16 protein-coding genes are annotated in these 19,033 nt (G+C 73.9%); 7 read left to right on the plus strand and 9 right to left on the minus strand.

All coding sequences use genetic code 11. From position 1 onward, the window contains the following. Positions 1-146: 146 nt before the first annotated feature. From PH191_RS08850 to PH191_RS08860, 3 genes are all read left to right on the plus strand, one after another. Positions 147-1,199, plus strand: a complete 1,053-nt coding sequence (locus tag PH191_RS08850; protein WP_274194251.1) for a PA containing protein — start codon at positions 147-149, stop codon at positions 1,197-1,199. A gap of 143 nt (positions 1,200-1,342) precedes the next feature. Beyond that, a complete protein-coding gene (locus tag PH191_RS08855) occupies positions 1,343-2,542 on the plus strand; it encodes a D-alanyl-D-alanine carboxypeptidase family protein (RefSeq protein WP_274194252.1) in 1,200 nt (399 codons plus the stop codon). A 15-nt stretch (positions 2,543-2,557) separates the two neighbouring features. Then, a complete protein-coding gene (locus PH191_RS08860; protein WP_274194253.1) occupies positions 2,558-3,997 on the plus strand; it encodes an AMP-binding protein in 1,440 nt (479 codons plus the stop codon). A gap of 30 nt (positions 3,998-4,027) precedes the next feature. Here PH191_RS08860 and PH191_RS08865 read toward each other — a convergent pair whose 3' ends face one another. Further along, complete coding sequence (locus tag PH191_RS08865; RefSeq protein WP_274194254.1) at positions 4,028-5,539, minus strand: flavin-containing monooxygenase; 1,512 nt, start codon at positions 5,537-5,539, stop codon at positions 4,028-4,030. A gap of 24 nt (positions 5,540-5,563) precedes the next feature. Further along, a complete protein-coding gene (locus tag PH191_RS08870) occupies positions 5,564-6,508 on the minus strand; it encodes an alpha/beta hydrolase (protein ID WP_274194255.1) in 945 nt (314 codons plus the stop codon). 234 nt (positions 6,509-6,742) lie between these two features. Between PH191_RS08870 and PH191_RS08875 the strand changes: the two genes are divergently transcribed. Next, a complete protein-coding gene (locus tag PH191_RS08875) occupies positions 6,743-8,020 on the plus strand; it encodes a PucR family transcriptional regulator (RefSeq protein ID WP_274194256.1) in 1,278 nt (425 codons plus the stop codon). Positions 8,021-8,055: 35 nt separating this feature from the next. On the opposite strand, the gene yhjD is transcribed toward PH191_RS08875, so the two are convergent. The 4 genes from yhjD to cofG all read right to left on the minus strand — a co-directional run bounded on the left by yhjD (position 8,056) and on the right by cofG (position 13,134). Next, the gene (gene yhjD / locus PH191_RS08880; protein WP_274194257.1) at positions 8,056-9,120 is read right to left on the minus strand and encodes an inner membrane protein YhjD; all 1,065 of its coding nucleotides are present in this window, start codon (positions 9,118-9,120) and stop codon (positions 8,056-8,058) included. A gap of 96 nt (positions 9,121-9,216) precedes the next feature. Continuing rightward, positions 9,217-10,683, minus strand: a complete 1,467-nt coding sequence (locus tag PH191_RS08885; RefSeq protein WP_274194258.1) for a flavin-containing monooxygenase — start codon at positions 10,681-10,683, stop codon at positions 9,217-9,219. Then, a complete protein-coding gene (locus tag PH191_RS08890) occupies positions 10,680-11,765 on the minus strand; it encodes an FO synthase (protein ID WP_274194259.1) in 1,086 nt (361 codons plus the stop codon). Before PH191_RS08890 ends, PH191_RS08885 begins: the two co-directional genes overlap by 4 nt. Positions 11,766-11,817: 52 nt before the next feature. Continuing rightward, the gene (gene cofG, locus PH191_RS08895; protein WP_337994051.1) at positions 11,818-13,134 is read right to left on the minus strand and encodes a 7,8-didemethyl-8-hydroxy-5-deazariboflavin synthase CofG; all 1,317 of its coding nucleotides are present in this window, start codon (positions 13,132-13,134) and stop codon (positions 11,818-11,820) included. A 171-nt stretch (positions 13,135-13,305) separates the two neighbouring features. Between cofG and PH191_RS08900 the strand changes: the two genes are divergently transcribed. Further along, complete coding sequence (locus PH191_RS08900; protein WP_274194260.1) at positions 13,306-14,478, plus strand: MFS transporter; 1,173 nt, start codon at positions 13,306-13,308, stop codon at positions 14,476-14,478. An 84-nt stretch (positions 14,479-14,562) separates the two neighbouring features. Here PH191_RS08900 and PH191_RS08905 read toward each other — a convergent pair whose 3' ends face one another. Further along, on the minus strand, positions 14,563-15,108 hold the full coding sequence (locus PH191_RS08905) for a TetR family transcriptional regulator (protein ID WP_274194261.1): 546 nt from the start codon (positions 15,106-15,108) through the stop codon (positions 14,563-14,565). 104 nt (positions 15,109-15,212) lie between these two features. Between PH191_RS08905 and PH191_RS08910 the strand changes: the two genes are divergently transcribed. Continuing rightward, complete coding sequence (locus PH191_RS08910) at positions 15,213-15,698, plus strand: GNAT family N-acetyltransferase (protein WP_274194262.1); 486 nt, start codon at positions 15,213-15,215, stop codon at positions 15,696-15,698. Between the two features lie 80 nt (positions 15,699-15,778). Then, positions 15,779-16,207 carry a DoxX family protein gene (locus PH191_RS08915; RefSeq protein ID WP_274194263.1) on the plus strand — a complete coding sequence of 143 codons (429 nt, stop codon included), beginning with the start codon at positions 15,779-15,781 and terminating at the stop codon, positions 16,205-16,207. A 23-nt stretch (positions 16,208-16,230) separates the two neighbouring features. Here PH191_RS08915 and PH191_RS08920 read toward each other — a convergent pair whose 3' ends face one another. Both PH191_RS08920 and PH191_RS08925 read right to left on the minus strand, forming a co-directional pair. After that, positions 16,231-17,553 carry an AI-2E family transporter gene (locus PH191_RS08920; protein ID WP_274194264.1) on the minus strand — a complete coding sequence of 441 codons (1,323 nt, stop codon included), beginning with the start codon at positions 17,551-17,553 and terminating at the stop codon, positions 16,231-16,233. 165 nt (positions 17,554-17,718) lie between these two features. Then, positions 17,719-18,930, minus strand: coding sequence for an NADP-dependent isocitrate dehydrogenase (locus tag PH191_RS08925; protein ID WP_274194265.1), 1,212 nt, complete (start codon positions 18,928-18,930; stop codon positions 17,719-17,721). Positions 18,931-19,033: the final 103 nt, after the last annotated feature.

Raw genomic sequence — 19,033 nt, forward strand, 5'->3', positions numbered from 1 at the left:
AGCGCACGCCTGGTGCTCCTGTGGTGGACCTCCGGGAGGAGCGCCATCACCCGGATGGGGTGGGCCCTTCGGGGGTGTTTACGCTTCGGCACCGCCGAGACCGTCCGCCCCCGAGGCCGGATCCGTCGCAGAGAAATGGGCGCCGCGTGATCGACAACAGCCAGACCGGATCCTTCGACCGCATGCGCAGCATGCTGGTCAGGGCCGCCGAGGTCCGCGACAGCGAGCAGCAGCAGATCTTCGACTCGCTCGACGAGATCCACGGCCGGCTGGCGGCGCTGGACGGCCTCGGCGCGATCCGCAAGCGTCTCTCCGACGTGCCCGACCGCACCGAGATGAGCGTGCTGGCCGAGCGTCTCGACGAGACCGTCGCGAAGATCGACGCCCAGGAGTCGTCGGTCTCGTCGCTCGCGCGTCTGGTCGAGGGCCTCGTGGACCGCGTGGCCGAGCGCCTCGCGACGCCGTTCGCGCAGATCGACGGACGCCTCGACGGGGTCAGCGGCCGCTTCGAGGGCGTCGCGGGCCGGATGGACGGCCTCGAGGACCGCATCTCCGGGCTGCACAAGCGCCTCGACGACCTCGACAACAAGCTCGACCGCCACGAGATGCGCCTCGACGGGCTCCCCTCGGCGGTCACCGGGCCGATGCGCGAGCGCGTCGACGCCGTCGACTCGGGCCTGCGCGACCGCCTCGACGACCTCGCCCGCGGGGTGTCCGAGGAGATCACCGGGACCCGCGAGGCCGCGCGCACCGACGCCACGACCACGCGGAACGAGACCACCACACAGGTCGGCGAGCTGGCCGGACGCCTCGAGAACCTGACCCAGCGTCTCGACCAGGTCGGTACCCGCCTCGACGGCGTCGAGTCCGGGCTCGGCGACCGCGTCGGCGCGCTGTCGAGGTCGGTGGAGAACGGCCTGGACCGCCTCGACGGCACCCTGGTCAACCGCCCCGACCACGAGGCCGTCGTGGCCCTGGTCCGCCAGGCCAACGAGGAGTCCGAGCGGCGCAACGCCGGCCACCTGGACGAGGCGATGGCGACGTTCGCCGAGATCATCCTCGGCCCCGGCGGCGGCTCCTCGGGCTCGATGCCCGCGCCGCGCCCGACCACGCGCCGCGGCTCGCGCAAGCCCTCGATCCGCGACGGCCAGAACAACGGCTCCGAGCTCCCGACCGAGAACTCCAACGCCGAGAACTGACGCTCGCCCCTGCTCCGGCGCCGAGGTCGGAGCAGCGAGGGACGCCCTGAGTGCGTGACACGCAGGCAAGGCGTCCCTCGCTCCGGCGTCCACCCGCCCGCCCCGCGTCCCGCGCCTGCACGAGGCGGCTACTGTCGCCCGCGATGAGCACCCGACGGATGCTCGCGACGGTCACGGCGGCCGTCGCGATCGGGCTGACCGCGCTGCCCGGGGCCGCGATGGCGGCCCCGGCGCTCCCTGCCGGCGCGTCCTGCGAGTTCGGTACGGCGCCCGGGCCCCCGGTCGACGAGTCCGAGGCACCGCAGCCCGGCCAGGCCGAGCCGAGGCCGCTGCCGATCCCCGACCCGCCCGTCGGCGGACCGGCGATGGGCTCCTGCGGTGACGTCGTCCCCGAGGGCGTCCCGGCGGCGCCCCCGGTCGGCGTCGTGTCCTACGTCCTCGCCGACCTCGACTCGGGCGAGGTGCTCGCCGCCCGCAACCCGCACGCGCGGCTGCGCCCGGCGTCGCTGATGAAGACGCTCACCGGGCTGCTCGTGGCGCAGCGCCTGCCCCTCGACGAGACGATCACCGGGACCCAGGAGGACGCCGACCAGGAGGGCACGCGCGTCGGGATCGGCGCGGGCGGGCAGTACACGATCCGCCAGGTCTTCGACTCGATGATGATGGCGTCGGGCAACGACGCCGCCCACGCACTGGCCGTGCGCCTCACCGGCAGCGTCCCCGCGACGGTCGACCTCATGAACAGCACCGCGTGGGAGCTCGGCGCGCTGGACACCCGCGCGGCGACGCCCTCCGGGCTCGACGGGCCGGGCATGCAGACCTCGGCCTACGACCTCGCCTCGATCTTCCGGGTCGCGATGCGCGAGGAGCCGTTCGCCCAGGCGGTGGCCACGCGGGAGATCCCGTTCCCCGGGTTCGGCGCGAGCCCGCCCTTCGTCGTCGCCAACGACAACAAGCTGCTGACCAGCGGCTACGAGGGCTACATCGGCGGGAAGACCGGCTTCACCGACGACGCCCGGCACACCTTCATCGGGGCGGCGGAGCGCAACGGCCGGCGGCTCGTCGTCGTGCTGATGCGCGGCGAGCAGCGTCCGGTGCCCATGTACCAGCAGGCGGGCGCGCTGCTCGACCACGGCTTCGCCCTCCCCGGACTCCGGGGCGTCGGCACCCTCACCGACTCGAACCCCGCCGAGCCTGCGGAGCCGGGGACGACCGGCACGCCGGACCCCGACGCCGCCGCCCCCGAGTCCGGGGCCACCACCTCCTGGGGCACGCCGGTGCTGCTCCTCGCCGTCATCGCCGCCGTCGGCGGGCTCTTCGCCCTGCGCGCCGGACGCCGCTGAGCGCAGGATCGGCCCGTGCCCGAGCCCCTGGGAGAGGCGTTCACGCGCCTCGCGTCCGCCCACCCCGACCGACCGGCCGTCACCGACGACGCTTCGAGCTGGACCTTCGCCGAGCTCGAGGCCCACGCCAACCGCTGGGCCCACGAGCTCGCCGGGCACGGGGTCGCCCCCGGCGACTTCGTCTCGATCGCGCTCCCGAACGTCGCGGAGCACTACGCGCTGACGATCGCGACGTGGAAGCTCGGCGCGGTCCCGCAGCCGGTGTCGCACCGGCTCACGCCGGGCGAGCTCGGCGCCGTGCTCGACGTCGTGCGGCCGCCCGTGGTGGTCGGGCTCGCGCCCGGCAGCGACCCGGACCTCACGCCGGCGGGCACCACCGTCCTGCCGCTCGGGCACGTGCCCACCGGGCCGGACACCCCTCCCCCGCCCGCCCCGGCGCCGCCGGCCTGGAAGGCGCCGACGTCGGGCGGGTCGACCGGGCGCCCGAAGGTCATCGTCGCCGGCGAGGCGGGGACCACCGAATCGGCGATCGCCGGTCGCGCCCCGATCTACCGCATCGAGCCCGACGGGACGTTCCTGTGCACGGCGCCGCTGTTCCACAACGCGCCGTACCTGTTCTCGCTGCTCGGGCTCATGACGGGCAACCACGTCGTGCTGATGGGGCGCTTCGACGCCGCCCGGGCCGTGGCGCTGGCCGCGGAGCACGCCGCGACCTGGATGTACGCGGTGCCCACGATGATGGGGCGGATGGTCCGGCTGCCCGACCTCCCGGAGCTGCCGGCGCTGCGCACCCTGTTCCACATCGGCGCGCCCTGCCCGCCCGCGGTGAAGCGGGCGGTCATCGACTGGCTCGGCGCCGACCGGGTGCTCGAGGGCTACGCCGCCACCGAGGCCCAGGCCCGCACGACGATCACCGGCCCGGAGTGGCTGGAGCACCCCGGCTCGGTGGGGCGCGTGACCGGCGGCGAGATCGAGGCGCGCCACCCCGACGACGGGCGTCCGTGCGCCGTGGGCGAGGTCGGCGAGCTGTGGCTGCGCCCCGAGCCGGGACGCACGACCTACCGCTACCTCGGCGCCGAGCCGCGCACCCGGCCGGGCGGGTGGGAATCGCTCGGCGACATGGGCTCGTTCGACGCCGACGGCTACCTCCACCTCGCCGACCGGGCGAGCGACATGATCGTCGTCGGCGGGCAGAACGTGTACCCCGCGGAGGTCGAGGCGGCGATCCTCTCCCACCCCGCGGTGGTCTCGGCCGTCGTCGTCCCGGCGCCCGACGAGGACTACGGCTCGGTGCCGCACGCGATCGTTCAGGTCGACGGGCACCTCACCGACGTCGACCTGGACGCCCACGTCGCCGCGCGGCTGTCCCCGGCCAAGCGGCCACGGGTGTGGCGACGCTCGGAGGGACCGCTGCGCGACGACGCGGGCAAGGTCCGGCGCTCGGCGTTCCGCTGATCTTCTTGTACGAGCCCTACTCGTGCCCCGTCACCGGTACTGCAGCGTCCCGTCGTCGAGGTCGGCGGCGGGCAGGGTGTGGCGCTCCTCGGCGTACTCGTGCATGTGTGTCCACGGCGCACGGTCGCCCTGCTTGAACATCTTGTCCTGCGAGCGCATGACGTAGCCGGAGTTGAAGTTCTCCGGCTCCGACCAGGGACGGATCTCCATGTCCGCGTCCTCGGGCCGCAGGGTGGGGGTGACCGAGCGGGCCCCCCGGCTCTCCATCGTCGTCATGAGGCGGCAGATCAGGTCGCTGACGAGGTCGGCGCGCAGCGTCCAGCTGTGCCGGAAGTAGCCGAAGACGTAGGCCATGTTCGGGATGCCCGAGATCATGATCCCGCGCCAGGTGACCGTCTGCGAGACGTCGACGGGGTCGCCGTCCACGGTGAACGGGATGTCGCCGAGCGCACTGAGGTTGAACCCGGTGGCCGAGACGACGATGTCGGCCTCGAGCACGTCCCCCGACGAGGTCCGGATGCCGGTCTCGGTGAAGGTGTCGATGGTGTCGGTGACCACCGAGGCCCTGCCCTCGCTGATCGCGGTGAAGATGTCGCCGTCGGGCACCACCGCGATCCGCTGCTGCCACGGGCGGTAGCCCGGGTTGAAGTGCTTCTCGACCTCGTAGCCCTCGGGCAGGAGCGGGCGCATCTCGCCGAGCAGGAACTGGCGCGCCTCCTCCGGGGTCTCCTGGCACATCCGGGTCAGCTCGTTGAACTGCTCGATGTACGCCCGGCGGAGGATCTCGTGGGTCCACTCCTCCGGGATGTCGAGGGCGCGCAGCTGGATCGCCAGCTCGTGGGTCTTCGGCACGGCGGCGACGAACGTCGGCGTGCGCTGCAGCATCGTGACGTGGGCGGCCTTCTCCGCCATCGCCGGCACCACGGTGGCCGCCGTGGCCCCGCTGCCGATGACGACGACGCGCTTGCCCTCCCAGTCGAGGTCCTGCGGCCAGGTCTGCGGGTGGGCGATGACGCCCCGGAAGTTCTCCATCCCCGGCCACTCGGGGCGATGGGGGTCCGCGTGGTTGTAGTAGCCCTGGCACATCCAGAGGAAGCCGCAGGTCATCTGCAGCGTCTCGCCGGTGTCCTCACGGCGGACGTCGAGGGTCCACCGCTGCTCCTGGGACGACCAGCTCGCCGCCGTCACCGCGTGCCGGTAGCGGATGACCGCTTTGAGGTCGTCCTCCTCGATGACCTCGTCGAGGTAGTTGGTGATCTCCTCGGAGGTCGCGATCGACGGGCCGCGCCAGGGCTTGTGGGCGTAGCCGTAGGTGAACAGGTCGGAGTCCGAGCGGGCGCCCGGGAAGCGGTGGGTCCACCACGTCCCGCCCCGGCCGGGCAGCTTCTCGAGGATGGCGAACGTCTTGTCGGGGAAGCGCTCACGCAGGTGGTGTCCGGCGTCGATGCCGGAGACGCCGGCGCCGATGACGAGGACGTCGACGTGCTCGACGCCGGCGGTCCCCCCGGCGTCACCCGCGGGGCGGGTCTCGGTGATGGTCATGGGTCCTCCTCGGGTCGGGGCGGCTCAGGCGGAGACGGTCGGGCTCAGGGCGGGCCGCAGCACGGCGACGGCGTCGTCGATCACCACGGCGGCGGACGGCGTCGCGCCGAGCGTCCAGAGGAAGCCGTGGATCATGCCGTCGAAGCGCTTGGAGGTCACGGAGTTGCCGGCTTCCTCGAGCCTGCGGGCGTAGGCCTCGCCCTCGTCGCGCAGCGGGTCGAACTCGGCGGTGGCGACGAACGCCGGCGGCAGCCCGGAGAGGTCGGACGCACGCAGCGGGAACGTGTAGGGGTCGTCGGCCGGGTCGGTGGCACCGAGGTAGTGCGCCCAGAACCACTGCATCGTGGCGCGTCCGAGCAGGTAGCCCTCGCCGTTGTCGGTGATCGAGGGGCTGGTCCAGTCGAAGTCGACGACCGGGTAGAACAGCAGCTGGCACGCGATCGCCGGGCCACCCCGGTCGCGGGCGGCGAGGCTCACCGCGGCGGCGAGGTGGCCGCCGGCCGAGTCGCCGCCGACTGCGAGGCGCGACGCGTCCACCCCGAGCTCCTCGGCGTGCTCCGCCACCCACACCGTCGCCGCGTAGCAGTCGTCGAACGCCGCGGGCTGCACGTGCTCGGGCGCGAGCCGGTAGTCGATCGACACCACGGTGACGTCGCCGGCGTTCGCGAGCTGCCGGCACGGCCGGTCCACGGTCTCGATGTCCCCGATGACCCAGCCGCCGCCGTGGAAGTAGACGAGCACGCCCCCGGAGCCGCCGCCGCTCGGCGTGTAGATCCGCGCGGGGATGTCGCCGTCGGGGCCGGGGATCGCCCGGTTCGACACCGTGCCGACCTCCTCGGGCGGCGGCTGCAGGTCGAGGAACGCGGCGGCGGCCTGGCGGGCCTGCGGCACGGTCATGCACTCGATGGGCGGCATACCTGCGGCCACCAGCGCGTCGAGCAGGGCCTGGGCCTCGGGGTGGAGGGGCACGGAGTCTCCCGGTGGGTCGAGCGAAATGGGTTGACCGAGCGTGACCCGGGCCACACGGACGGCGCTTGTGCGGTGGGGACGAAACCTTCGGCGGCCCTTGTCCCCGTCCCGTCTCCCGTCCACTGGGTCGTCCACTGGGCCGGACGAGTGCTGGTCCCGGTCCCCGACCGGCGGTTACGGTCCGAGGACGGCCGCCGTGGGCCGACGAGCGCACTCGGGTGGTGGTGCAGGGTGGTGACGATCGAGCCGTCCCCCGTCCCGGAGGACGCGGTCGCCACCGTCGCCGAGGTCGCCGACGCGCTCGCCCCACGGCGCACCGAGGTCAGCGTGTCGATCAGCGACGCGCTCGCGACACGCATCGACGAGCTGCGCGGCGACCCCGCCCTGCGCGACCTGCTCGGCGCCAGCGTCGAGGGCAACGTCGAGACGATCCTGCACGTGCTGCGCCACGACCTGGACCCGCGCGGCGTCGAGCCGCCGGCCGCGGCCGTCGCCTACGCGGAGCGGCTGGCGCAGCGCGGGGTCCCGGTCAACGCGCTGATCCGGGCCTACCGCGTCGGGCAGGCCCACCTCATGGAGTGGGCGTTCGCCGAGGCCGCGCGACGGCTCGGCGCCACGGCCGCGTCGCAGCGGATCGTGCTCGTGGTCATGGACTACGTCGACCACGTCACCCAGCACGTCGTGGCGGCCTACGAGGCCGAGCGCGACCGCATGCGCCGCAGCCGCCACGCCCTGCGCGTGGCGCGCGTGCGCGACGTCCTCGCCGGCCGGGCCCCCACCGGCCCCGACGACCGGCTCGCGGTCGAGTCGACGCTGGGCTATCGCTTCTCCGCCGTGCACCTCGGCCTCGTGGTGTGGCTGGAGCCGGAGCCGCCCGACGGCACCTTCGCCGCTCTCGAGCGCGTCGCGCTCGACCTCGGGACCGCGCTCGAGGCCGCGGGCCGCCCGCTCGTGGTGCCGTGGGACGCCGCCAGCGTGCTGGCCTGGCTGCCGTGCCGCGACGACACCGCCCCGTCGCGCGAGGTCGTCGCCCGCGCCGTCGCCCGGCACGGCGACGCGGTGCGCGTGGCGTGCGGGTCGCCCACCCCCGGCCCCGACGGCTTCCGCACCACGCACGACCAGGCCCGGCGAGCCCGTGACGTCGCGCTGGCGTCCGGTGGGGGCGCGCCGCCGGTGACCCTGTTCGACGAGGTGGGGGCGGTGGCGCTGCTGTGCGCCGACCCCGAGGGCGCCCGGGCGTGGGTGCGGCGCGTGCTCGGGGCGCTCGCCGACCCCGAGCCCGCCACCGCCCGTCTGCGCGAGACCCTGCAGGTCTTCCTCGCCACCGGCGGCAGCCTCGCCACGACGGCGCGACGACTCCAGGTCCACCGCAACACCGTCAAGTACCGGGTCGGCCGCGCGCACGAGGTCCGGGGCCGGCCGCTGGGCAGCTCCGACCACGACCGCCTCGACGTCGAGCTCGCGCTGCGCGCGTGCGTGTGGCTGGGCCCGCCCGCGGCCCCGACCGAGTAGCCCGGCCGACGAGCCCGGCCGACGAGCCCGGCCGACTAGCCCTCGCGGTCGCGCCGGCTGCGGCCCAGCCCCAGGCCGAGCACGCCGAGCAGGGCGCCCGCACCGAGCAGGCCTGCGGTGGCACGGGGACCGGGCGTGCGCCCGACGGTGATGGCCGGCCGGACGATCACCGGCGCGGGCTCGGGCAGCTCCTCCCGCTCGTTCTCCTTGAGCGTGGCCGCCCAGGCGGTGACGAAGAGGATGAAGCGTGAGACGAAGTTGGCGAACACCAGCAGACCGATGATCGGACCGAACGCGGCGCCGGCGGGCGAGTTGGTGACGCTCGAGATGTAGACGGTCATGATCTGCTGGAGGATCACGAACCCGACCGCGGCGAACAGGGCGGCGCGGACCGCCGAGCGCAGTGTCACCGGCTCGCGGGGCAGCCGGGCGATGACCCAGAGGAACACCAGCCAGTTCGCGGCGAGGGTGATCACCAGGCTCGCGAGGAAGAACAGGAACTGCGCCCAGGTCTCGTCGCCGAGGCCCAGGAACTCGAGGATCGTGGACGAGAGCCCGGTGCCGATGCCCGTGATGGCGAACGAGAGCCCGAAGGCGAGCCCGAGCCCGATCATGGCGAGCAGGTCGCTGCCGTAGCGCTTGACGATCGACGGGGGCTCGCCGCGCTGGTCCCACTGCTCGGAGAGCGCCTCGCGCAGGTTGCTCATCCACCCGAGCCCGGAGAACAGGGCGCCGAGCAGACCGATGATGCCGACCGCGTTGCGCTGCGCGATGGCCTGGTCGATGACCGAGTTCAGCAGGTCGCCGAGTCCCGGCGGCACCGCCGCCGTGATGGCGTTCTGGATCTCGGTCAGCAGCGCCTGGTTGTTGGCCAGCACGAACGCCGCGGCCGCGAACGCGACCATGAGCAGCGGGACGAGCGCGAGGATCGAGAAGAACGTGATCGCCGCGGCGTAGTGGTCACCGTGCTTCTCGGTGTACCGGGTGGCGGCGCGGATCAGGTGGTCGAGCCAGGGGTACTTCGCGCGCAGCTTCTCCAGCTGCGTCGGCTCGGTCGTCCCGGACCCGTCCGTGTCGGTCGTGCTGGCGGCGCTCGTCATCGCTGCGCGTCGTCCTCTCGCGGTCCCCGACTCCCCGCGGGCCGACCGGCCCGCGCGGGGACCGACTACCCCGCGTCGTCGACCCTCACGCGCCGTTCACGCAGGTGCGCCGCTCCCGTACGGCTCCGGGTCGAACGTCCCGTTGCGCGCGCGGAACGACCGCGCGGTGCCCGGCCAGAGGAGGGTCAGCCGCCCGCTGGTCTCGTCGACGTACCAGCTGGCGCACCCGCCCTGCAGCCAGACCGTGTCCTCGCTCATCGCGTCGATCTCGCGGGTGTAGGCCTCCTCGGCCTCGGCGGTGACCTCCAGCGAGGTCCCGGGCCGGGTCCGCAGGTGGTCGAGCGCGCCGAGGACGTGGTCGATCTGCGTCTCGATCATGTACACGGCCGAGTTGTGGCCGAGGCTCGCGTTCGGCCCGTTGATGACGAACATGTTGGGGAAGCCGTGCACCGCGGTGGAGGCGTGCGCGGTCATCCCGTCGGCCCACCGCTGCGCGAGCAGGCCGTGGCGTCCCTCGATGCGCTGCGCGAACGGCAGCCGCGTCGTCCAGAAGCCGGTGGCGAGGACGAGGGCGTCGACGCGGTGGTGGGCGCCGGACGCCGCGATCGCCGTCGACTTCTCGACACGGGCGAGCGCGCTGGGCTCCAGGGTGACGTCGTCGCGGCGCAGCGCCGGGTAGAGGTCGTCGGAGATGACGATGCGCTTGCACCCGATCTCGTAGTCGGGGGTCAGGCGGGCGCGGAGCTCCGGGTCCGGCACCTGGGTGGCGAGGTGCCGGAGGGCGCGGTCGCGGAGACGGTCGATGTCCGGGCGCACCCGCCGGCGCGCGTCGATCGCCCGCTCGGCCTCGTCGAAGAGCTCCTCGCGCAGCGCCCGCTCGGCGCCCGGGTCGAGGGCGAAGCCGCGCCGCTCCTGCGCGGTGTAGGCGCGGTCGCCGCGCGGCACCACCCACGGCGGCGTGCGCTGGAAGACCACGAGCCCGGCGGCCCGCCCGGCCAGCGCGGGCACGATCTGGGCCGCCGAGGCGCCCGTCCCCACGACGCCGACGTGCTTGCCCGCGAGGTCCGCGCCCCCGTCCCAGCGCGCGGAGTGGAACACCGGCCCCGCGAAGTCCGACAGGCCGGGGATCTCGGGGATCCGAGGCTCGGAGAGGCGGCCCGCGGCCACGGCCAGCACCCGCGCGCGGTAGGTGCCCGTCGACGTCTCGATCCGCCACCGCGTCCCGTCCCACCGCGCGTGCTGCATCTCCGCACCCAGGCGCAGGTGGGGGTCCAGGCCCTCGTCGCGGGCGCACTCGCGCAGGTAGCCGTGGATCTCGTCGCCGGGCGCGAAGACGCGCGACCAGTCGGGCTTGGGCCGGAAGGAGAACGAGTAGAGGTGCGACGGGACGTCGCAGGCGACGCCGGGGTAGCGGTTGTCGCGCCAGGTGCCGCCGACGCCGTGGGCGCGCTCGAGGATGACGAACGACTCCCGGCGCCGGCGCGCGAGCCGGATCCCGAGACCGATCCCGGCGAAGCCCGCGCCGATGATCGCGACGTCGACGTCGGTCGTCGAGCTGGTCACGGGGTGCCTCCCCGCAGCACCGCCACTCGGTCCGCCGGCGGGTCGCCGTAGACGGTCGTGCGCTGCCGCGGCGTCCGCCCGAGGTCGGCGGCGAGCGCCTCGACCTCGGCGAGGGTCAGCGCCCGGCCCGCTTCGGCGCCGGCGGACGGGTCGAGGACGCCGTCGAGCAGCAGCCCGCCGACGTCGTCGGCACCGCCACGCAGGACGGCCTCGGTGAGCCCGGGACCGAACTTGGGCCAGGCGGCCTGCACGTGCGCGATCCGCCCGTGCAGCAGCAGCCGCGTGACGGCGTAGAGGGCGCGGGTCTCGCGGGTGGTGTCAGCGTGGGGGCCATGCTGACGTCGGACATCAGGAAGTCCACCCGCCGGCAGGGCTTCCGGCGGGATCGGCATGGCGATCATCTCGGTGAACCCGCCGGTGCGGTCCTGGATGGCGGCCAGGGTGCGCAGGTGGGCGACCTGGTCGGCCGGGGTCTCGACGTGGCCGTAGACCATCGTCGCCGTCGACCGCAGGCCCACCTCGTGGGCGGTGGTGATCAGCTCGATCCAGCGGGCGGCGGGGATGTCGGTGCCGCCGGTGAGCCGGGCGCGGATGTCGTCGTCGAGGATGCGCGCCGCCGTCCCCGGCACCGACCCGAGCCCGGCGTCGCGCGCGCTCTCGAGGAACTCCCTCGGCGAGAGACCGAGGCGGGCGGCGCCGTCGGCGACCTCGGCGGGCCGGAAGCCGTGGACGTGCAGCGGCGCGCGGCCCGTGATCAGCGCGAGCAGGTCGAGCTGCGCGCGGTCCGGGGCGTCGGGCGGCAGCGGGCCCTGCACGCACACCTCGGTGGCCCCGAGCGCCCAGGCCTCGTCGGCGAGCGCCACGGCGTGCTCGGGGTCGCGGACGACCGCGGTGTCGAGGTTGCGGTTGGCGACGAACGTCAGCTGGTCGCCGACCACCTCGCGCCGCACCTCGTCGGCGAGCTCCGCCAGCGCTTCGAGCTCCTCGCCGTCGGCGGCGAGCAGGTCGACGTAGGCCTCGTCGGACAGGCCGGCGGGATCGTTCTCCGCGCGGGCGAGCGCGGAGCGGGCGGGAGCGGTCATCGGGCGGGGGTCATCGGGCGGCGGTCATCCGGCGGGGGTCATCGGGCGGCGGTCATCGGGCGGCGGTCATCGGGCGGGGGCACGGCTGGCGCTCGCGGGCGAGCCCGCGCTGGTCGGCCAGGGCGATCACGGGGTCGACGAGGTCGGGGTGCAGCCAGGTGTTCGGGTCGCGCACGTAGCGCGGGTAGATCGTGAGCCGCGGGGCGAGGGTGAACCCCGCCGACGCCGTGACCCGGCGTAGCGCGTCGAGACCCGGCCAGGGGCGCTCGGGATTGACGTGGTCCGGGGTCACCGGCGACACCCCGCCCCAGTCGTCGATGCCGGCGCGCAGCAGCAGCCCCTGGTCCTGGGCCGCGCTGGCCGAGTCGTCCAGGTCGCCGGCGAGGTTCGGCGGCGCCTGGACGCTGACCCCGAGCGGCATGATCATCCTCGCGACGGCCACCGCCGCGACGAACGCGTCGAACTCGGCGTCGGGCTCCCCGCGCATCGCGGTGTCGGGCTTGGCGCGGAAGTTCTGGACGATCACTTCCTGCACGTGGCCCCCGCGGCGCGCGGACTCGGCGAGCAGCAGCAGCGACTGCGCGCGCTCGGCACGGTGCTCGCCGATCCCGACGAGGATCCCGGTGGTGAACGGCACCCGAGCGCGGCCGGCGTCGTCGATCACCCGGCGGCGCAGGGCGGGCTCCTTGTCGGGCGAGCCGAAGTGCGCCCCACCCGGCTGCGACCAGAGCCGGGTCGCGGTGGTCTCGAGCATCATCCCCATCGACGGCGACACCGACCGCAGCCACTGGAGCTCGAGGAGGTCCATGACGCCGGGGTTGAGGTGCGGCAGCAGCCCCGTCTCCTGGAGGACCGCTTCCGCACTCCTGTGGACGTGGTCGAGCGTGGAGGTCAGGTTCCGCGCGCCGAGCCAGTCCCGGGCGGCCGCCCAGCGCGCCTCGGGGCGGTCGCCGAGGGTGAACAGCACCTCGGTGCAGCCCTGCTCGGCGCCGGCGCGGGCGATCTCGAGGACCTCGTCGCGCTCGAGGTAGGCCGCCGGGAGGCGCCCGGGCACCGTGGCGAACGTGCAGTAGTGGCACCGGTCCTGGCACAGGCGCGTCAGCGGGACGAAGACCTTGGGGCTGTAGGTGACGACGTCCGGCCGGCCCTCGCCCGCGAGGTGCTCGTCGCGGCGGGCGGCCGCGGCCGCGAGCAGGACCTCGAGCTCCTCGCCCCGCGCCGCGAGCACGGTGGTGGCGTCGGCGAGGGTCGGGGCTGTTGTCACCAGGCGTTCGAGCGCCGCCCGCACCTCGGCGCGCGAGGGCTCCGCCGGCTCGTCCAGCTCGACCAGCGCGGGCGGCGGCACCGCGGGATGTCCGAGATCGGCCACGTCCCGAACCTACGCCGCGACCCGCCCTCACGCCCACGACCGCACGCTCGGTCTGCCCGCTCGGTGTGCACGCTGCGCGTGCAAGCGCTGCGTCCACGCTTGCACTGGGTGCGTGGAAATCCGCGTCGATCACGGGCTGCCCGCCGGCGGGGCGTGGTCCAGGGTGGCCGGGTGGACGCCCGGAGCCGCGCGCTCGCCGCGCTGTGCGCCACCGAGATCGTCAGCTGGGGCGTCCTCTACTACGCGTTCCCGGTGCTCGTGGGGACGATCAGCGCGGACACGGGCTGGTCGGTCGGCGCGGCGACCGGGGCGTTCTCCGTCGGCGCCCTGATCTCCGCCGGGGCCGGGATCGTCGTCGGCCGGCTCATCGACCGGCGCGGCCCGCGTCTGGTGATGACGACGGGGTCGGTGATCGGCGTCCTCGCCACCCTCGCGATCGCCGCCGCCCCGACCCTGCCGCTCTTCTACGCGGCGTGGGCGGTGGCCGGCCTCGCGCAGGCGGCGACCTTCTATCCGCCGGCGTTCGCCGCGATCACCGGCTGGTACGGCGAACAACGCGTGCGCGCGCTGACCACGCTGACCCTCGTCGCCGGGTTCTCCAGCACCGTCTTCGCCCCGCTCACCGCGGCGCTCGTCGGGCCGCTGGGCTGGCGCGGCACCTTCGTCGTGCTGGCCGGGATCCTCGCCGTCGTCACCGTCCCGCTGCACGCGCTGCTGCTCACGCCGCCGTGGCGCCCGCGGGAGCACGCGGGCGGCGAGGCGGACGGGCCGCAGACCGACGCCGAGCACGCGCGCGCCGTCCTGCGCAGCCCCCGCTTCGTCGCCGTCACCGTCGTCATGACCGCCGGCGCGTTCGGGCTCTACGCGACGACGATCAACCTCGTCCCGCTGCTCGAGGGCCGCGGCCTCGACCTGGGCCTCGCCGCGCTCGCCCTCGGGCTCACCGGCGCCGGACAGGTGCTGGGCCGGCTCGGCTTCGTGCCGCTGGTCCGGCGGACGGGGCCGAGGGCGCGGATCGCGATGGTGTTCACGCTCGGCGGGGTCGGCGTCGTCGCCCTGGCCCTCGTGCCGGGCCCGGCGCCGCTGCTCATCGCGTTCGCCGTCGTCGCCGGCGCCGGGCGCGGGCTGCACACCCTGCTGCAGGCCTCGACGGTCGCCGACCGCTGGGGCACACGCGCCTTCGGCCGGATCAACGGCGTCTTCTCGGCGCCCGTCACGCTCGCGGTCGCGCTCGCTCCGGCCGGCGGGGTCGCCGTCGCCGGCCTCGCCGGCGGCTTCCCCGCCATGTTCCTGGTGCTCGGTCTGGTCACGCTGCTCGCGGCGGTCGTGGGCCTCGTCGTCTGACGACCCGCTCGTGATCGTGGGGGATGGCCTGACCCTATCGGCGTGCAGAATCGAGTCGTCAGCTCAGGCCCCCAGGCTGGCACGTCAGAGGGTCGCGAGGTGTGCGGCCACGGCGGCGTCGAGGCGGGCGGTGTCCCCGGTCGCGAGCAGGTCGAGCAGTGCCCCGCGCAGGACGGCGAGCAGCAGGGCGCGCTCGGCCGCGTCGTCGACGTCCTGGTGCGCGGCGAGCAGGGCGTCCCAGTCGGCGACGGTCCGGGCGGCGAACCCGGCCCAGGGGGCGTCCGGGGCGGCGCCGACCGAGCGCGTGTAGGCCTCGAGCCACAGGCGCAGCAGGGCGCGGTGCCCGGGCGCCGCCAGCCAGGCCCAGACGCGCGCGCCGACCGCCGCGAGGTCGGCGGGCCCGTCGCGCAGGCCGTCGAGGACGGCGAGCTGGTCGGCGCGCGAGCGGGCGAGCAGGGCGGCGATCAGCCCGTCCTTGCTGCTGAAGAGGAACAGCAGCACCCGGGGGCTCGACCCGATCGCCTCGGCCAGCGGGCGCAGCGACATCCCCGCCCACCCGTGCTCGAGCACCCAGGCGTACGCGGCCTCGAGCAGTTCCTGCCGCCGCGCCGACCCTTCGGGCTCGCTCACGGGCACGTCCGTGCCAGCCCTGCGTCCACGCTTGCACTCAACGCCAGGAAATCCACATCCTCAGTGTGCTTCACTGAAACAGTCGTTTCAGTGAGGAGGTCGACATGGGCGAGGTCACGATCCGGTCGATGGACCGGCCGGGGGACCTGGGATGGGTCCTGATGGCACACGGGGACCTCTATGCCCGCGAGTACGACTGGGCCACCGAGGCCGTGACGGCGCGGATCGTCGCCGACCACGCGGCGCACGGCCGGCCGGGGCGCGACGCCGGGTGGATCGCCGAGCTCGACGGCCGGCGCGTCGGCAGCGTCCTGTGCGTCCGCGAGGACGAGCGCACCGCGCGCCTCCGGCTGCTGCTCGTCGACCCCGACGCCCGCGGCCACGGCCTCGGTCGGCAGCTCGTGACGTGCTGCATCGACTTCGCGCGCGACGCCGGCTACGCGCGCCTCGTGCTGTGGACCAACGAGCCGCTCGCCGCCGCCCGGCGCCTCTACCTCGACGCCGGCTTCACGCTCACCGGCGAGGAGAGCCACCGCGAGTTCGGCGCCGAGGTGCTCGGCCAGTCCTACGCACGCGACCTGACCCCCTGATCGCGCACCTCACCCCTTGACCGTATCCCTCGGTCCTGTTCTTATATCAACCGACAGGTTGTCCAACTGAGGAGATGACGATGAGCGCCACCACCGCGTCCGCCGGCCCGACCACGACCCGCCCGCGGCCGGCCCGCTGGGCGCTCGGCGTGCTCCAGATCCTGCTGGCCGCCCTGTACCTGTTCTCCGCGTTCGGGAAGATCTCGCTCGACCCGATGGTCGTCGAGGGATTCGCGATGATGGGGATCGGGCCGGGGCTGACGGTGACGATCGGTGTCATCGAGCTCGCCGCCGCGATCGGGCTGCTGATCCCCCGGCTCTCCGGCCTGGCCGCCACCGGGTGCGTCGTGCTCATGACCGGGGCCGTGATCAGCACCCTGGCGACGCTCGGCGGCGCGATGGTCCTCGTCCCCGCCGTCGTGCTGGTCTGCGTCGCGATCGTGGCGTGGGTGCGACGCCGCGAGACCGTGGCGCTGGTCCGGGACCCGCGCGCGGCCCTGACCCGCTGACCCTGATCCGCTGACCCGGCGGCTTACACGTCGGTGGCGCGGGAGCGCGAACGCACGGTGCCGTCGCCGGGGACGTCGGGCGTCGCGTCGCCCGGCTCCTCGTCGGCCCCCACGGTGGTCGTGCCCGCGACCGACGTCGGCTTCTCACCCGCAGACCCGTCACCCGAAGACCCGTCGCCCGCAGACCCCTCACCCGAAGACCCGTCGCCCGCAGCCGCGTCCCCGGCGCCCTCCTCGTGCTCGCCCGTGCGCCGATCGATCTGCTCGCCGAAGTAGCGCAGGATCTCTGCGATCACCGCCGCCACCGGCACGGCGAGGAACGCCCCGGCGATGCCGGCGAGGCTCGAGCCCGCCGTCACGGCCAGGATCACCAGCGCCGAGTTGAGCCCGAGGCCGCGGCCCTGGACCAGCGGCTGGAGCAGGTTCCCCTCCACCTGCTGGACGACGAGGATCAGGATCAGCACCCCGAGCGCCGTCGCCGGGCCCTGGATCACGAGCGCGATGAGCACGGCGAGCGCACCCGCCACCAGCGCCCCGATGATCGGGATGAAGGCGCCGAAGAACGTCAGCACGGCCAGGGGCAGCGCCAGCGGGACCCCGAAGACCACCAGGCCGATGCCGATGAAGACCGCGTCGACGAAGCCGATGAGCGCCTGCGAGCGGATGAACCCCCCGAGGCGCAGCCAGGCGCGGGCGCCGATCTCGGCGAGGTGGTCGCCGGACGTCGGCCCCGCCGTGCGACGCACCCAGGGCAGGAACGTCGGGCCGTCCTTGACGAACAGGAACGCGAGCACCAGCGCGAGCACCGCGTTGATGACGCTGTTGGCCACGGTGGTGAGGCCGGTGAGGACACCGGTGGCGATCTGGCCCGCGCTCTGCTGGAGGCGCTCGACGGCCGCCTGCACGTACCCGCCGATCTGACTGGCGCCGAGGTTGAACGGCGGTCCCTGCAGCCAGCCCTGGATCTGCTGGATGCCACCGACGGCGCCCTGCGCGATCTGCGGCGCCTGACCGGCCACCGACGGCGCGATGAGCGCCACGACCCCGCCGAGCACGGCCAGCCCCAGGATCAGCACCAGCGCCGTCGCCAGCGCGCCGGGGACCCGGCGGCGCCGCAGCCACGTGACCGGGGGCTCGACGATCGTCGCGATCACGAGCCCGAGGAACACCGGGAACACGATGTCCCACAGCTGGATCAGGATGAGTCCGACGACCGTCAGCGCGGCGACGACGATGAGGAAGCGCAGGCTCCAGCGGGCGGTCCAGGCAAGCCCCTCGCCGATCAGGTGCCCACGGGTCGGGGCGTCCCCCCGTGCGACGTCCCGGGAGGCGGGGGCCTCGTCCATGGAGCCGAGTCTGTCAGCGATGGGAGTCCTCCGGCGGCCGGGTGCGGGCGTGTGCGGGTGCCCGGCGGGAGCGCACGTTACCCCCGTCCGACGACCGGGGTCCGGACGCACGCGGGCCCCTCTCCCGAGGTGGGAGAGGGGCCCGGGTGGGAGCCAGTTCGGGCGCTAGGCCATCGCCTTCTTCAGGCCCTCGTCGATCGCGTCGAGGAAGTCCTGGGTGTTGAGGGACTTCGCGTCACCGCCCACCAGCAGCGCCAGGTCCTTGGTCATCTTCCCGGACTCGATGGTCTGCACGCAGACGTCCTCGAGCTTCTGGGCGAACTCGACGAGCTCGTCGTTCTTGTCGAGGCGCCCGCGCTGGGCGAGGCCCCGCGACCACGCGAAGATCGACGCGATCGGGTTGGTCGAGGTCTCCTCGCCCTGCTGGTGCTTGCGGAAGTGCCGCGTCACCGTGCCGTGGGCGGCCTCGGCCTCGACGGTGCCGTCGGAGGTCATGAGCACCGAGGTCATCATGCCCAGCGAGCCGAAGCCCTGGGCGACGATGTCGGACTGCACGTCGCCGTCGTAGTTCTTGCAGGCCCAGACGTAGCCGCCCTCGGACTTGATGGCCTGGGCCACCATGTCGTCGATCAGGCGGTGCTCGTAGGTGAGGCCCGCCTTCTCGAAGTCGGCCTTGAACTCCGACTCGAAGATCTCCTGGAAGGTCTCGAGGAACATGCCGTCGTAGGCCTTGAGGATGGTGTTCTTCGTCGACATGTAGACCGGGTAGTTGCGGTCGAGGCCGTACTGCAGCGAGGCCCGCGCGAACTCCTCGATCGAGGCCTTGAAGTTGTACATGCCCATCGCGACGCCGCCGTCGACCGGGAACTCCGCGACCTTGTGCTCCTGGGCCTCGCCGTTCTCCGGCGTGTAGGTGATCGTCACCGTGCCCGGGCCCGGCACCTTGAAGTCCTGGGCGAGGTACTGGTCACCGTGCGCGTGGCGGCCGACGACGATCGGCTTCGTCCAGGACGGCACGTACCGGGGGATGTTCTGGCAGACGATCGGCTCGCGGAAGATGACGCCACCGAGGATGTTGCGGATCGTCCCGTTGGGCGAGCGGTACATGCGCTTGAGGCCGAACTCCTCGACCCGCGCCTCGTCCGGCGTGATCGTCGCGCACTTGACGCCGACGCCGTGACGCTTGATGGCGTGCGCGGCGTCGACCGTGACCTGGTCGTCGGTCTCGTCGCGGTGCTCGATGCCGAGGTCGTAGTACTCGAGGTCGATGTCGAGGTACGGGTGGATCAGCTTGTCCTTGATGAACTGCCAGATGATCCGGGTCATCTCGTCACCGTCGAGCTCGACGACGGTGCCCTCTACCTTGATCTTCGCCACGGCTCGAATGCCCTCCTCGCGGGCGCCGACCACCGGCGCCGTCCGACCTGCCCGCACGCTATCAACGCAGCGAGTACCCGGAACGGGTGCGCGGGCCACGAGG

Source organism: Actinomycetospora callitridis (assembly GCF_028737265.1).
Taxonomy (GTDB): Bacteria; Actinomycetota; Actinomycetes; order Mycobacteriales; family Pseudonocardiaceae; genus Actinomycetospora; species Actinomycetospora callitridis.

What these genes read in the sequence shown, in the direction of transcription:
- PH191_RS08855 (WP_274194252.1), top strand. Translation starts at nt 1,343, where the DNA reads ATGAGCACCCGACGGATGCTCGCGACGGTCACGGCGGCCGTCGCGATC.
- PH191_RS08865 (WP_274194254.1), bottom strand. Translation starts at nt 5,539, where the DNA reads ATGACCATCACCGAGACCCGCCCCGCGGGTGACGCCGGGGGGACCGCC.
- yhjD (WP_274194257.1), bottom strand. Translation starts at nt 9,120, where the DNA reads ATGACGAGCGCCGCCAGCACGACCGACACGGACGGGTCCGGGACGACC.
- PH191_RS08890 (WP_274194259.1), bottom strand. Translation starts at nt 11,765, where the DNA reads ATGACCGCTCCCGCCCGCTCCGCGCTCGCCCGCGCGGAGAACGATCCC.
- PH191_RS08910 (WP_274194262.1), top strand. Translation starts at nt 15,213, where the DNA reads ATGGGCGAGGTCACGATCCGGTCGATGGACCGGCCGGGGGACCTGGGA.
- PH191_RS08915 (WP_274194263.1), top strand. Translation starts at nt 15,779, where the DNA reads ATGAGCGCCACCACCGCGTCCGCCGGCCCGACCACGACCCGCCCGCGG.
- PH191_RS08920 (WP_274194264.1), bottom strand. Translation starts at nt 17,553, where the DNA reads ATGGACGAGGCCCCCGCCTCCCGGGACGTCGCACGGGGGGACGCCCCG.